This window comes from Mycobacterium sp. IS-1496 (assembly GCF_001499995.1).
Taxonomy (GTDB): domain Bacteria; phylum Actinomycetota; class Actinomycetes; order Mycobacteriales; family Mycobacteriaceae; genus Mycobacterium.
Map to the genome: position 1 here is coordinate 377,197 of NZ_LQIU01000001.1, position 12,431 is coordinate 389,627.

Annotated in this window: 13 protein-coding genes and 1 pseudogene; 7 read left to right on the forward strand and 7 right to left on the reverse strand. The window is 69.1% G+C overall.

The genetic code is table 11. The features are described 5' to 3' along the window. Window positions 1-4 precede the first annotated feature (4 nt). The gene (locus AU195_RS01745; protein WP_059157298.1) at window positions 5-433 is read left to right on the forward strand and encodes a CBS domain-containing protein; all 429 of its coding nucleotides are present in this window, start codon (window positions 5-7) and stop codon (window positions 431-433) included. Between the two features lies 1 nt (window position 434). On the opposite strand, the gene AU195_RS01750 is transcribed toward AU195_RS01745, so the two are convergent. The 4 genes from AU195_RS01750 to AU195_RS01765 are packed head-to-tail and all read right to left on the reverse strand — an operon-like array spanning window position 435 to window position 4,436. Further along, the gene (locus AU195_RS01750; RefSeq protein ID WP_059157378.1) at window positions 435-1,808 is read right to left on the reverse strand and encodes an LLM class flavin-dependent oxidoreductase; all 1,374 of its coding nucleotides are present in this window, start codon (window positions 1,806-1,808) and stop codon (window positions 435-437) included. Window positions 1,809-1,840: 32 nt separating this feature from the next. After that, entirely contained in the window at window positions 1,841-2,743 is a 903-nt protein-coding gene (locus AU195_RS01755) for a MetQ/NlpA family ABC transporter substrate-binding protein (protein WP_059157299.1), read from the reverse strand. An 11-nt stretch (window positions 2,744-2,754) separates the two neighbouring features. Beyond that, entirely contained in the window at window positions 2,755-3,438 is a 684-nt protein-coding gene (locus tag AU195_RS01760) for a methionine ABC transporter permease (RefSeq protein ID WP_059157300.1), read from the reverse strand. Then, window positions 3,435-4,436 carry a methionine ABC transporter ATP-binding protein gene (locus tag AU195_RS01765; protein ID WP_059157301.1) on the reverse strand — a complete coding sequence of 334 codons (1,002 nt, stop codon included), beginning with the start codon at window positions 4,434-4,436 and terminating at the stop codon, window positions 3,435-3,437. The genes AU195_RS01760 and AU195_RS01765 overlap by 4 nt, the downstream gene beginning before the upstream one ends. 121 nt (window positions 4,437-4,557) lie before the next feature. Between AU195_RS01765 and AU195_RS01770 the strand changes: the two genes are divergently transcribed. From AU195_RS01770 to AU195_RS01780, 3 genes are read left to right on the forward strand one after another with little or no spacing between them, the layout of a single operon-like run. Continuing rightward, window positions 4,558-5,706, forward strand: a complete 1,149-nt coding sequence (locus AU195_RS01770; protein WP_286149092.1) for an LLM class flavin-dependent oxidoreductase — start codon at window positions 4,558-4,560, stop codon at window positions 5,704-5,706. Next, entirely contained in the window at window positions 5,703-6,818 is a 1,116-nt protein-coding gene (locus AU195_RS01775; protein WP_059157302.1) for an LLM class flavin-dependent oxidoreductase, read from the forward strand. Before AU195_RS01770 ends, AU195_RS01775 begins: the two co-directional genes overlap by 4 nt. A gap of 21 nt (window positions 6,819-6,839) precedes the next feature. Next, window positions 6,840-7,454 carry a GNAT family N-acetyltransferase gene (locus AU195_RS01780; RefSeq protein WP_172800438.1) on the forward strand — a complete coding sequence of 205 codons (615 nt, stop codon included), beginning with the start codon at window positions 6,840-6,842 and terminating at the stop codon, window positions 7,452-7,454. On the opposite strand, the gene AU195_RS01785 is transcribed toward AU195_RS01780, so the two are convergent. The 3 genes from AU195_RS01785 to AU195_RS01795 form a co-directional block, all read right to left on the reverse strand. Continuing rightward, on the reverse strand, window positions 7,446-7,652 hold the full coding sequence (locus AU195_RS01785; RefSeq protein ID WP_059157304.1) for a hypothetical protein: 207 nt from the start codon (window positions 7,650-7,652) through the stop codon (window positions 7,446-7,448). The genes AU195_RS01780 and AU195_RS01785 overlap by 9 nt on opposite strands. 13 nt (window positions 7,653-7,665) lie before the next feature. Then, complete coding sequence (locus AU195_RS01790; RefSeq protein WP_059157305.1) at window positions 7,666-7,950, reverse strand: hypothetical protein; 285 nt, start codon at window positions 7,948-7,950, stop codon at window positions 7,666-7,668. A 364-nt stretch (window positions 7,951-8,314) separates the two neighbouring features. Continuing rightward, window positions 8,315-8,941 carry a type II toxin-antitoxin system PemK/MazF family toxin gene (locus tag AU195_RS01795; protein ID WP_059157306.1) on the reverse strand — a complete coding sequence of 209 codons (627 nt, stop codon included), beginning with the start codon at window positions 8,939-8,941 and terminating at the stop codon, window positions 8,315-8,317. Here AU195_RS01795 and lepA point away from each other — a divergent pair. From lepA to AU195_RS01810, 3 genes and pseudogenes are all read left to right on the forward strand, one after another. Continuing rightward, window positions 8,918-10,883 (forward strand): annotated as a pseudogene (gene lepA / locus AU195_RS01800) (translation elongation factor 4). The gene AU195_RS01795 and the pseudogene lepA sit on opposite strands and share 24 nt — an antisense overlap. A gap of 43 nt (window positions 10,884-10,926) precedes the next feature. Next, complete coding sequence (locus tag AU195_RS01805; protein WP_059157308.1) at window positions 10,927-11,658, forward strand: sensor domain-containing protein; 732 nt, start codon at window positions 10,927-10,929, stop codon at window positions 11,656-11,658. An 18-nt stretch (window positions 11,659-11,676) separates the two neighbouring features. Beyond that, entirely contained in the window at window positions 11,677-12,381 is a 705-nt protein-coding gene (locus AU195_RS01810; protein ID WP_059157309.1) for a sensor domain-containing protein, read from the forward strand. Window positions 12,382-12,431: the final 50 nt, after the last annotated feature.

A 12,431-nucleotide genomic window follows, 5' to 3' on the forward strand; every position in this document is an offset into this window, starting at 1 on the left:
GGCGATGCGAATAGCGGATGTGCTGCGCAGCAAGGGCTCGGCGGTGGCGACCATCACCGAGACCACCACGGTGACCGGGCTTCTGGCCGAACTCGCCACCCACAACATCGGCGCGATGGTCGTCGTCGGACCCGACGGCGTCCTCGGCATGGTCTCCGAACGCGATGTGGTGCGCCGGCTGCACGAACGCGGTGCGGACCTGCTGCGCCAACCGGTCTCGGAGATCATGACGAACGTCGTGGTGACGTGTACGCCCGACGACGCCGTCGACGACCTGTCGGCGCTGATGACCAACAACCGGGTCCGTCACGTGCCGGTGCTCGACCACGGCCGGCTGGCCGGGATCGTGAGCATCGGCGACGTGGTCAAGACGCGGATGGAGCAGCTGCAGACCGAACAGGAGCAGTTGCACGCCTACATCACCGGGGGGTGAGTCACCGCCCGGCTGCGACCGGTTCGTCGACGGGGTCGAGCAGGGTGTTGCCGGCGAACGCCCCGCGGTAGGCCGCGGCGGGGTGGTTGTCGGGCAGCCGGTCGCCGCGTCCAAACAGCTTGTGGCGCAGCGTCCCTGACTTGTCGGTGGCGATGAGCCCTCGCTCCCGCAGCGTCGGGAAGAGCCGGTCGGCGACGTCGGTGAACGTGCCGGGCACCGTGGCGTGGTAGACGTTGATGCCGTCGACGCCGGCCTCGCGCCACTCCTCGAGCTGGTCGGCGATCTCCTCGGCGGTGCCGACGACGCGGTTCGCACCCTCCAGCACCCAGGCCAGGTCGCGGATCGTGGGCTCGGCGTGCCCGGACGCCTCGGCCGCCCACCGGGCGAAGCCCTGTACGCCTGTGAACTCGCCCAGTTCGCTCAGAGGTGTGTCCAGCGGAAACCGGCCGGCGTCCACCCCGGCGTCGCCGAGCGCGTGCAGGGCGACGCCTTCGAGGTCGAGGTACCGCTTGATCTCGTCGCTGCGACGGACCGCCTCGCGGTGGGTGTCCCCGATGACGAACGACAGGCCCTGCGCGAAGGTGATGTCACCGGGATCGCGGCCGTGCTCGGCGGCCAGCGCCCTGGTTTCAGACGTCAACGCGTGCGCTGCAGCGGGATTCGGGCTGCTGATGTAGACGCCCTCGGCGTTGCGGGCCGAGAACAGCTGCCCGGCCGGGGAGGCGCCGGCCTGGAACAGCACCGGTGTGCGTTGCGGTGACGGCGAGGTGAAGTGCGGCCCCTCGACCCGGTAGCGCGGACCGACGTGATTGATGCGGTGGATCTTGGCGGGGTCGGAGTGCACACCGGTGACCTTGTCCTGGACCAGCGCGTCCTCGTCCCACGAGCCCTCCCACAGCTTGTACACGACGTCGAGGTACTCGTACGCCCAGTCGTAGCGTTCGTCGTGGGCCAGTGTGCCCTCGTGGCCGAAGCTGCGGAACATGTTCTGGTTGAAGCTGGTGACGACGTTCCAGCCGAGCCGGCCGTCGGTGTAGTGGTCCAGCGAGGACATCCGCCGCGCGAAGTTGAACGGATGGTCCTGCACGATCGAGCTGGTGAACACGATGCCCAGCGTGTCGGTCACCGTGGCCAGCGCCGAGGCGAGCACCGACGGATCGTTGACCGGGACCTGGATTCCCCCTTCGACGGCTTTGCGCCAGTTGCCGTTCCACGGCGCCCGCAGACCGAACACGTCGGCGAAGAACAGCAGATCGTAACCGGCCTTCTCGACGGTGGTGGCCAGCTCGGTCCAGTGCCGCAGCGAGTTGAAGCGGTGATTGCGCGCGTCCGGCGCCCGCCACAACCCGTGCAGCACATGGGATGCGGTGTTCATCACGAACGCCGAGAAGTACAGCGGCCGTTTCGTCACGAGATCGGGCCCAGCGTGTCGCGGATCAGCTTGTTGTCGGTGGTCTCCAGGAACTCGGCGATCCTGGGATCCTTGAACGTGGCGATCAGCTTCTGCACGTTCGGGTCGTCGAGGTGCTTGTCGCTCACCACCAGACCGCCTTCGCTGCCCTGCGGTGCGGGGTGGCGGGCCAGGATCTGGTCCTCGGTCAGGCCGGCGGCGTACACGTCGGAGATGTGCACGACGACGGCGTCGACATCGGCGAGGCTGCGCGCCAACTGGCCGATCGGCACCTGGACGAACCGGTAGTTCTTGGGGTTCGACTCGATGTCGCCGAGCTGCGGCAGACCGGCGACGGTGTCCTTACCCGGCTTGAGGGTGATCTGGCCGGCCTCGGCGAGGTCGAGCAGCGCGATGGCCTGTCCGGCAGGGTCGTCACGCAACGCGATCCTCGCCCCGTCCGGCAGTTCGGTCCAGCTCCGGTACCTGTCCGAGTAGGTCGCCTGATCCCACGTGAACGTCGGTGCGGCCAGGGTGAGTTCGAAACCGTTCGCGGCGATCGCGTCGTTGAGGAACGGCTGGTGTTCGAAGAAGTTACCGGCCACGTTGCCGGCGTCGACGGCCCGGTTGATCTCGATGAGGTTGTCGATCTGCACCGGTTCGATCGTGATGCCGTGGGACGGCGCGATGTTCTCGGCGATGTAGCCGAGCAGGTTCTCCGCGGCGATGTCGGTGCTCCACGTCGCGACCTTGAGATCGGGCCCGAACGGCTTGTCCTGGTTGGACACGTTGGCGTAGACGATGCCGCCGGTGACGGCGAGCACGGCGACGACGGCGCCGGCGACCCACGGCCACCGTTTGCGTTTCTTGAATTGGAGGTCGACGCCTGGTCCGGCCGGCGAATTGGTCTGACTGGTCATGGGTGTTCCTTTCAGCGGGTGAGGGCCTTGACGACGCGGTCACCGGTGAACTGCACGATCTGGACCGTGATGATCAGCGAGACGGCGGTGGCGATCATGATGTTGTCGTCGAATCGGTTGTAGCCGTACGTGATTGCGAGGTTTCCCACGCCGCCCGCCCCGATCGACCCGGCGATCGCCGAGTACTCGATCATGGCGATCGTGTTGACGGTCAGCGCACCGGCGAGCCCGGGCAAAGCCTCCGAGAGCTGCACCGTCCTGATGACCTGCAGCGTCGATCCGCCGGAGACCAGACCCATGTCGGCGACGTCGGAGCGGACCTCGCGCAGCGCGTTCTGTACGAGGCGGGCGAAGAACGGCACCCCGGCCACCGTCATCGGCACGATCGCCGCCTGGATGCCGATCGTGGTGCCGACGATGAACCGGGTGACGGGGATGATCGCGGCCATGAGGATGAGGAACGGCAGCGACCGCCCGATGTTGACGACGGTGTTGAGCACCGCGAACACCCGCGGGTTCGGATAGAGCCCGAGTTCGGAGGTGTTGTGCAGGGTGATGCCGACCGGGACGCCGATCGTCACCACGAGCGCCATCGTGATGCCGACCATGAGCCACGTCTCGCCGTAGGCGGGCAACAGCAGGTCGGGCACGTTCACCCACGGGGTGTTGAAGTCCTCGGCTGCAAGGTATGTCATGCGGCCGTCTTCCGCGCGGCGGGCACCGGGGCGCCCACGTGCAGACCGCGGTCGGTGAGGTATTCGGCGAAACCGGGCGGCGCGGCGGGAGAGATGGCCAGAACCGCGCGGCCCACGGCGACACCGCGGATCGCCTCGACGCTGGCGCTGAGCACGCTGACCCGTGTGTCCGCGATGCCGGGTACGGACTGAATCGAGGTGAGCCAGTCCAACGGCACGTCGCGGGAGGCGTAGGACACCTCCCACACCTCGCCGTCACCGCGCGGCGGCACGCTGGGCCGTTCGGGCAGCAATTCCCGCGCCAGCGCCGAACCGGGATCGAGGATCACGTCGGTGACCGAACCGCTCTCGACGATGCGGCCGTTGTCGATACGCGCGACCGAGTCGGCGATCTCGCGGACCACCTCCATCTCGTGGGTGATGAGGATGATCGAGAGCCCGAAGTCCTCGCGGAGATGGCTGAGCAGCGCGAGGATCGACTTGGTGGTGGCCGGGTCGAGACCCGAGGTCGCCTCGTCGGAGAGCAGGACCGACGGTCCGAGCGCCAGCGCGCGGGCGATGCCGACCCGCTGCCGCTGGCCGCCCGACAGTTGGGCGGGGTAGTAGCCGCTGCGGTCGCTGAGCCCGACGCGGTCGAGGAGTTCGCTGACCCGTCTGGCGACGGAATCGTCGGTGGCGTGCAGGTATTCGAGCGGCAGTGCGACGTTCTGGGCGACCGTGCGCCGGCGCAGCAGCGGGGCGGTCTGGAAGATGACGCCGATGTTGCGCCGTGCGGAGATCAGCTCGTCGCCCTCGAGCCGGGTGAAGTCCTTGCCGTCGACGCGCACGGCGCCGCTGGTCGGCCGCTCGAGGAAGCTCACGCACCGGGACAGCGTGCTCTTGCCCGCCCCGCTGGGGCCGACGACGGCGAGGATCTCGCCGGCGGCGACCGACAACGAGATGTCGTCGAGCACGGTGCGGTCGCCGAATCGTTTGGTCAGGTTCTCGATCTCAATCATGTGTGCTCGCTGAGGTGGGGTGAGGGCAGCCGGCTCCTGGGGAGGGGCTGGGGAGGCAGACAGCCGCAAAACGTACGCACGCTCGCGGCGCACGTACACCGTCCGGATCGTCATGATCCGAATGGCGTTGTGCTCACGCTGGTTTGAACCATGGACACCGCTCGCCGCGCCGACCAGGGTGCTCCCGGTGAGTGGATCTCCCCGGTTCGGCGTGTGGGCCAACGTGCACGGAACGATGGCGGCGCTGGGCCACCCCGACGATCCGGTCGACGCGTCGTGGTCCCGGGTGCGCGATCAGATCCTGCTGGCCGAGCGGCTCGGCTTCGACAGCACGCTGATCGCCCAGCACACCATGAACCCTCTCGGTGAGTCGCTCGACCAACTCGACGCGTGGAGCGCGGCGGCCGCTGTCGCGGCGCTGACGGAGTCGATCGAGATCATCGCGGCGGTCAAGCCGTCGATCGTGCATCCGACGATCCTGGCCAAGCAGGCCCTGGGCATCGAGGAGATCAGCGGTGGCCGGTTCGCGGTGAACGTGGTCAACGCCTGGTGGATCCCGGATCTGGAGCGCTCGGGGATCGGCATGCTCGACCACGGTGAGCGCTACGTCTACGGCGCCGAGTGGCTGCACATCACTCGACGGCTGCTTGCGGGGGAGCGGACCACGTTCCACGGCAAGTACTTTCACGTCGACGACTTCCACCTGCACCCCGCAGGCACCTACCGGACGCGACCGCGCATCTACCTCGGCGGCGAGTCGGGGCCGGCGCGCGACCTCGCCGCGGCGGAGGCCGACGTGCTGTTCCTCAACGGTCAGGCGTTCGCCGAGGCGCGCACGCTCCTCACCGACGTGCGGCGCCGGCCCCGGCACGGGCTGGACCCGATCCGGTTCGGGTTGGCGGCGTTCGTGGTGACCGCGCCGACGCAGCGCGAGGCCGACGAACTGCTGCGGTACCACTGGGAACTCAACGCACGCGACCGCGCCGGCGACGGCGACACCATCGACCGGTTCAGCCGCGACACCGATCCGAACTCGGTCATGTGGCAGCGGCTGCGGGAACGGCCCCACATCGGGCCCAACGGCGGGACGGCGGCGGGTCTGGTCGGCGACTACGACACCGTCGCGCAACGGATCGTCGACTGGCACGGACTCGGGATCGAGACGTTCATGCTGGCGTTCCAGCCGTTCGAGGCCGAGATGCACCGGTTCGCGGGGGAGATCATTCCGCGGGTCCGCGCGTTGCTGCAGCGCGCGGAGGTGGCGTCGTGAGCGGTGCGCTCAGGTTCCACTGGTACCTGCCCACCCACGGGGACACGGCCACGGTCGCCGACAACCGGGGCAGCGCCTCGGCGCGCTCGGGATCGCATCTGGAGCCGACGCTGCAGAACCTCACCGCGTTGGGACGGGCGGCCGAGGGTTTCGGTTTCGAGGCGGTGCTGACGCCGACCGGTTCGCACTGCGAGGACTCCTGGGTCGCGACCGCGGCGCTGGCGCAGCACACCCGTCGGCTGAAGTATCTGGTGGCGTTCCGGCCCGGTGTGCTGTCGCCGACACTGGCCGCGCAACAGGTCAGCACCTATCAGCGGTTCACCGGGAACCGGTTGGCGCTCAACGTGGTCACCGGCGGCGACGACGACGAGATGCGGCGCTACGGCGATGCGATCGACAAGTCGGCGCGCTACCGCCGCACCGGTGAGTTCCTGCGCGTCGTGCGGGGGATCTGGTCGGATCCGGACTTCTCCCATCACGGCGAGTTCTACGACATCGACCATGCCCGAACGGCGTACCCGCTCACCCAGCTGCCGACGATCTATTTCGGCGGTTCGTCACCGGAGGCCATCGAGGTGGCCGCCGAGCACGCCGACGTGTACCTGACGTGGGGCGAGCCGCCGGATCAGGTCGCCGAGAAGATCGAGCGGGTGCGGGCCGCGGCCGCCCGGTACGGACGGACACTGCGCTTCGGCGTGCGGATGCACACCGTCGCACGGCCGACCTCCGCGCAGGCGTGGCAGCGGGCCGAGGAGCTCATCGCGGGACTGTCGGCCGACGAGGTCCGCCGGGCACACGAGCGCTACCTGGTCAGCGGGTCGGAGGGGCAGCGGCGGATGGCCGCGCTGACCACCGGTGAGCTCCTCGATGCGCGGAGCCTCGAGGTCCATCCAGGGCTGTGGGCGGGCCCGAGCCTGCTGCGCGACGGGGCGGGCACGGCGGCGACCGGCAGTTACGGCGAGGTGGCCGCGGTGGTCGAGGAGTACGCGCGGCTGGGTGTCAGCGAGTTCGTGTTGTCGGGCTACCCGCAGGCCGAGGAGATCCGCCACGTCGGCGAGGGCGTGCTGCCGCTCCTGGCGGGCGCTCCCGCCGAGGCGGTCCCCACCCGGTGAGCGATGTGCGATGGTGGGCGGGTGACTGCCGTAGACGTCCGTCCCGGGCGTAGATCGGATGTCCGGGAGTTGGCCGCCGTGCTCGGGAGGGCGTTCCACGAGGATCCGGTGATGAACTGGATCCTGCCCGACGATGCGGCCCGCGCCCGGGGTCTCAAGCGGATGTTCGCCACCATGACCCGGCACCACTTCCTGCGCGGCGGCGGTGTGGAGGTGGCCGCGGCGGGCGGCGGCACCGGTGCGGCCGCGCTGTGGGATCCGCCCGGCCGGTGGAAACAGACGCGGCTCGAGGAGTTCCTCATGATGCCCGCGTTCGTGCGGGCGTTCGGCAACCGCGTCGCGCGGGGTCAGCAGGTGGCCGACCTGATGAAGGAGCACCATCCGGAGGAGCCGCACTGGTATCTGGCCATCATCGGCAGCGATCCGACCGCACGGGGCGCGGGTCTGGGACAGGCGCTGATGCGCTCACGGCTGGACCGCTGCGACGCCGAGTATGCGCCGGCCTACCTCGAGTCCAGCAACCCCGACAACATCCCGTACTACGAACGGTTCGGTTTCGAGGTCACCGGGGAACTGAGGGTGCCGGACGACGGCCCCTCGCTGTGGCCGATGTGGCGACAGCCACGGTCACGGTAGGTGCATCAGCTGGCCGGCCAGGCCGAACAGCCGACTGCCCAGTCTCAACACCGGAATCCCCAAGGGCAGCAACAGGATCGTCACGCACAGCAGGCCGCCGACGAGCCACACCACCGCCGCCACGACGCCCAGCAGCACACCGACCACGGCCGAGACGATTCCCAGAACCACGCCGAGCAATCCGTTCAAAGCGCGCATTTGCGGCCTCCCATCACCTCGATACCAATCGCGACAGACGTTTGCGCTCCCCGCGTAGCGTCTTGCGCGCGTTGCGGGTCGTCTTGTCGGTGGTCTTCGTGAGCTCTTTCACCGGATGCGCCAGCGTGCGCGGCATCATCAGTTGCACCGCGTGGGTCAGCAGGCGCTTCGCGAGGCCGAGGAGGGGGACGCCGATCGGGAGCAGAATGGCGGTGAGGCACAGGATGAAGCCGACCAGGCCGATGACGCCGGCGAGGATCCACAGCAGCGCACCGACAAGGCCCCGTAGTACGCGCATCGCGACGCTCCTTCCCTGACTCGCCCGCGCCGCTCGGCGGCAGGCGAGGGGGCTACAGCATCGGCACCGGTCGGCAGTAAGCGCACAGTCCCGGACGCATGGTGGGGTAGCCGCAGGCGAAGCAGATGGCCACGACAGCTGTCGGCGATGCCGTTGGGGAGGCTGTGTTGAGCTGTGCCGAGTCGACGCCGACACTGTGTCCGTTCATTGCTCGTCCTTCCTGATGAACGGACTACCCGGCCAGGCCTGAAATCAACCACTCCGTCAATAGTCGCGCTCGTCGCGCGCCGAACTCGACGAAATGGTGGCGGCTTCTCGCACTTCTGCGCCCGTTTGTTCGTTTGGGCGACAGAGGTGAGGGCGGTCAGCTCCAGGAGTATTCCGCGCGCAACCGGGCGGCGACCACCTCGAAGCGGGCTCGGTCGAGGATCGCCCCCTCGCGGCGGATGCCCTCCTCCGGCACGTCCAGCACGCGGTCCAACCGCACCCAGCTGGCCCGGTCGTCGTAGTCCCAACCGCCCGCGCCGATCGCGACCCAGTTCGGGTCGTCGTGGTGGTGGTCCTGGCTGGACAGCATCAGTCCGAGCAGGGTGCGGCGGTCGCGACCCACGACGAGCACCGGACGGTCCTTACCGCGGGTGGGATCGTCCTCGTAGACCACCCAGGTCCACACGATCTCCCCGGGATCGGCCCGTCCGTCGAGGTCGGGCGCGTACACGATCTTGCGGGCCCGGTGCGCGGTGGGGACGCTGTTGCTGGTGACCGGCCGGCCCGCGGTGATCGCGGGGGTGGCCGTGTTCGAGGCGCCGGCCAACGCCGACAGCCCCACACCCAGCCCGATCTTGAGCCCCTGCTGAAGGCCCTGCTGCACGGTGCGCGGCCGGTTCTCGGACTGCTGGAGCTGGCGGATCACCTTTGGTGCTTCCTGGAACACCAGCTTCTCCGCCAACCGTTGGAACGTCTTCCACTGCGACGCCATGTTTTCGAGCATAGGTCAGGACGGCCGGGCGCGATTGTGCCGCGAGGCACCACGGTCGATACCCTTGAGGGGCGCACACGCGCCCCGTTGCGACGTTTACCAGGAGATTCCCATCAGCAGCTTCGCCGACCAGACCTTCACCGCGCCGGCGCAGATTCGCAACTTCTGCATCATCGCCCACATCGACCACGGCAAGTCGACGCTCGCGGATCGGATGCTGCAGCTCACCGGTGTCGTCGCCGACCGCGACATGCGCGCGCAGTACCTCGACCGGATGGACATCGAGCGCGAACGCGGCATCACGATCAAGGCGCAGAACGTCCGGCTGCCCTGGACGGTCGACGACGAGCAGTTCGTCCTCCACCTGATCGACACCCCCGGCCACGTCGACTTCACCTACGAGGTGTCGCGCGCACTCGAGGCCTGTGAGGGTGCGGTGCTGCTGGTCGACGCCGCCCAGGGCATCGAGGCGCAGACGCTGGCCAACCTGTACCTGGCGCTCGACCGGGACCTGACGATCATCCCGGTGCTCAACAAGATCGACCTGCCCGCCGCCGATCCGGACCGCTACGCGGGCGAGCTCGCCCACATCATCGGATGCGAACCCTCCGACGTGCTGCGGGTCTCCGGCAAGACCGGCGCCGGGGTGGCCGAACTGCTCGACGAGGTCGTGCGCCAGGTGCCGGCACCGGTGGGCGACCCGGAGGCGCCCGCGCGGGCGATGATCTTCGACTCGGTCTACGACATCTACCGCGGGGTGGTCACCTACGTCCGCGTCGTCGACGGCAAGATCGTCCCGCGCGAGCGGATCAAGATGATGTCCACCGGCGCCACCCACGAACTGCTCGAGGTCGGCATCGTCTCCCCGGACCCCAAAGCCTCCGACGGGCTCGGCGTCGGTGAGGTCGGATACCTCATCACGGGGGTGAAGGACGTGCGGCAGAGCAAGGTCGGCGACACCGTGACCACCGCGCGCCGCGGTGCCACCGAGGCCCTGACCGGGTACCGCGAACCCCGCCCGATGGTCTACTCCGGGCTCTACCCGGTCGACGGGTCGGACTATCCGGTGCTGCGTGACGCGCTGGACAAATTGCAGCTCAACGATGCCGCGCTGACCTACGAGCCGGAGACCTCGGTGGCGCTGGGGTTCGGCTTCCGCTGCGGGTTCCTCGGCCTGCTGCACATGGAGATCACCCGCGAACGCCTCGAGCGCGAATTCGACCTCGACCTGATCTCCACCTCGCCCAACGTCGTCTACCGCGTCGTACAGGACGACGGCACCGAGATCGTGGTCACCAATCCCTCGGACTGGCCGGAGGGCAAGGTGCGCACCGTCTACGAGCCGGTGGTCAAGACGACGATCATCGCGCCCAGCGAGTTCATCGGCACCATCATGGAGCTCTGCCAGACCCGCCGCGGCGAACTCGGCGGCATGGACTACCTGTCGCCCGAGCGGGTCGAACTGCGTTACACGATGCCGCTCGGCGAGATCATCTTCGACTTCTTCGACTCGCTGAAGTCGCGCACCCGCGGCTACGCCAGCCTCGACTACGAGGAGGCGGGCGAACAGGAATCCGCACTGGTCAAGGTCGACATCCTGCTGCAGGGCGAGGCCGTCGACGCCTTCAGCGCGATCGTCCACAAGGACAGCGCCTCGGCCTACGGCAACAAGATGACCACCAAACTGAAGGAACTCATCCCGCGCCAGCAGTTCGAGGTGCCCGTGCAGGCGGCGATCGGGTCGAAGATCATCGCCCGCGAGAACATCCGCGCCATCCGCAAGGACGTGCTCTCCAAGTGCTACGGCGGTGACATCACGCGTAAGCGCAAGCTGCTCGAGAAGCAGAAGGAAGGCAAGAAGCGGATGAAGACCATCGGCCGGGTCGACGTCCCGCAGGAGGCGTTCGTCGCGGCGCTGTCCACCGACGCCGCCGGAGACAAACCCAAGAAGTAGGCCGAACGGTCGCACCGGCCGCGTCCGCGTGCTAGAGAAAGGCATGCGCGCCTCACGCCCGGCCTCGATGCTGGCCTGTGCGTGTCTGCTCTCGGCGGGGTGTACGGCCACCGTGGACGGTGTGGCAGTCGACCGGGCGCCGGCTGCGGCGCCCTCGGCGGCGCGGGTGCTCGAGAAGGTCCTGCCGACCGCCGAGGAGCTCTCCGAGGCCCTGGGCATCGCCCCGACCGGCCTGATGGGTCAACTCGTCGAGGGCGGCGCCGACACGCTGCTGCGCGGCGTCGAGCGGGCGCAGGCGACGCCGGTGGAGTGTGTCAGCACCACCTACCGGCTCCAGCAGGCCGTCTACGGCGCCAGTTCGGTGCGGTCGGTCGCGAGCCGGTCCTGGGCGGCCGGGAGTGTCGACGGCCCGGCGCTGAGCGGGTTCTTCGGTGTGGTGCAACTCGGCTCGGCCGGCGAGGCGCAGGAGTTCTTCGCGACCGCGGCCGACGATTGGGGTCGCTGCGCCGGCCGGACGGTCGTGCTGCGGCGCGGCGGTGCGGGCGCCGGCGAACAGAGCCGCATCACCGATGTGGCGGTCGACGATCGGGTGGTCTCGGCCGTGGTGGTCCACGAGGGCGCGCAGACCGGCGGGATACCGATCCAGCGTGCGCTGGGTGTGGCGGGTGACGCGATCGTCGACGTGGAGGTCACCGACATCGCCGGGGCGCGTTCCGGCGGCGCGGACGGTGCGGTCGAGGTCGCGCAGCTGATGCTCGACAAGCTGGCCGGCTGACGGCGGACGGGAACAGCGATGGGCCGGATCTGGGCGGTCGCACTGGGGATGACGGCGCTGGCGGCGCTGACCGCCGGATGCGCGAACACCGTGTCCGGCAACGCCGTTCGGCCCGCGAACGTCGTGCCCGTCGACGTGCCGCCGCTGTCCGAGTCCGATCTGGGGTCCGTGCTGCTGTCCATCGGCGAGCTCAACGGCATCGTCGGCTCCACCCGCATGACCGTCACCAGCGACTCCGAGGAGATGACCGACCACTCCGCCGACGTCTCGGATCCGGAGTGCCTGGGGGCGATCTACGGCGCCGAGGCACCCGTCTACGCCGACAGCGGGTGGACCGTCGTACGCGACCAGGTGGCCCGCGAACCCGATCAGGCCAACCGGCACTGGGTCGAGCAGACGGCGGTGCTCTATCCGTCGGAGGAGGAGGCGCAGGCCTTCGTCGACGGCTCCCGCGCCATGTGGCAGGACTGTGCGAGCGCCGCGCTCACCGTCGACGACGGTGTCGTGCGCTCGGTGTGGGACTTGGCGTCGGTGATCGCCGACGGGTCGCTGCTCACGCAGGTGTCGGTGCAGCGCGACGCCGACGGGTGGGGCTGCCAGCACGCGCTGTCGGCGGTGTCGAACCTGACCGTCGAGGCGTGGGCGTGCGCCTTCGGCCCCGGGGACGAGGCGGCCACAATCGCCACCGAGATGGTGGCCAACGCCGCCGATGCGGTCCGCTAGCCCCGGCCTTCACGAACCCTGCAACGGTGTCCAGCATCGGTGAACGCCGC

Excerpts from the sequence above, each read along its gene's own strand:
- AU195_RS01745 (WP_059157298.1), top strand. The coding sequence starts at position 5 with ATGCGAATAGCGGATGTGCTGCGCAGCAAGGGCTCGGCGGTGGCGACC.
- AU195_RS01750 (WP_059157378.1), bottom strand. The coding sequence starts at position 1,808 with ATGAACACCGCATCCCATGTGCTGCACGGGTTGTGGCGGGCGCCGGAC.
- AU195_RS01755 (WP_059157299.1), bottom strand. The coding sequence starts at position 2,743 with ATGACCAGTCAGACCAATTCGCCGGCCGGACCAGGCGTCGACCTCCAA.
- AU195_RS01760 (WP_059157300.1), bottom strand. The coding sequence starts at position 3,438 with ATGACATACCTTGCAGCCGAGGACTTCAACACCCCGTGGGTGAACGTG.
- AU195_RS01765 (WP_059157301.1), bottom strand. The coding sequence starts at position 4,436 with ATGATTGAGATCGAGAACCTGACCAAACGATTCGGCGACCGCACCGTG.
- AU195_RS01770 (WP_286149092.1), top strand. The coding sequence starts at position 4,558 with ATGGCGTTGTGCTCACGCTGGTTTGAACCATGGACACCGCTCGCCGCG.
- AU195_RS01785 (WP_059157304.1), bottom strand. The coding sequence starts at position 7,652 with ATGCGCGCTTTGAACGGATTGCTCGGCGTGGTTCTGGGAATCGTCTCG.
- AU195_RS01790 (WP_059157305.1), bottom strand. The coding sequence starts at position 7,950 with ATGCGCGTACTACGGGGCCTTGTCGGTGCGCTGCTGTGGATCCTCGCC.
- AU195_RS01795 (WP_059157306.1), bottom strand. The coding sequence starts at position 8,941 with ATGCTCGAAAACATGGCGTCGCAGTGGAAGACGTTCCAACGGTTGGCG.
- AU195_RS01805 (WP_059157308.1), top strand. The coding sequence starts at position 10,927 with ATGCGCGCCTCACGCCCGGCCTCGATGCTGGCCTGTGCGTGTCTGCTC.
- AU195_RS01810 (WP_059157309.1), top strand. The coding sequence starts at position 11,677 with ATGGGCCGGATCTGGGCGGTCGCACTGGGGATGACGGCGCTGGCGGCG.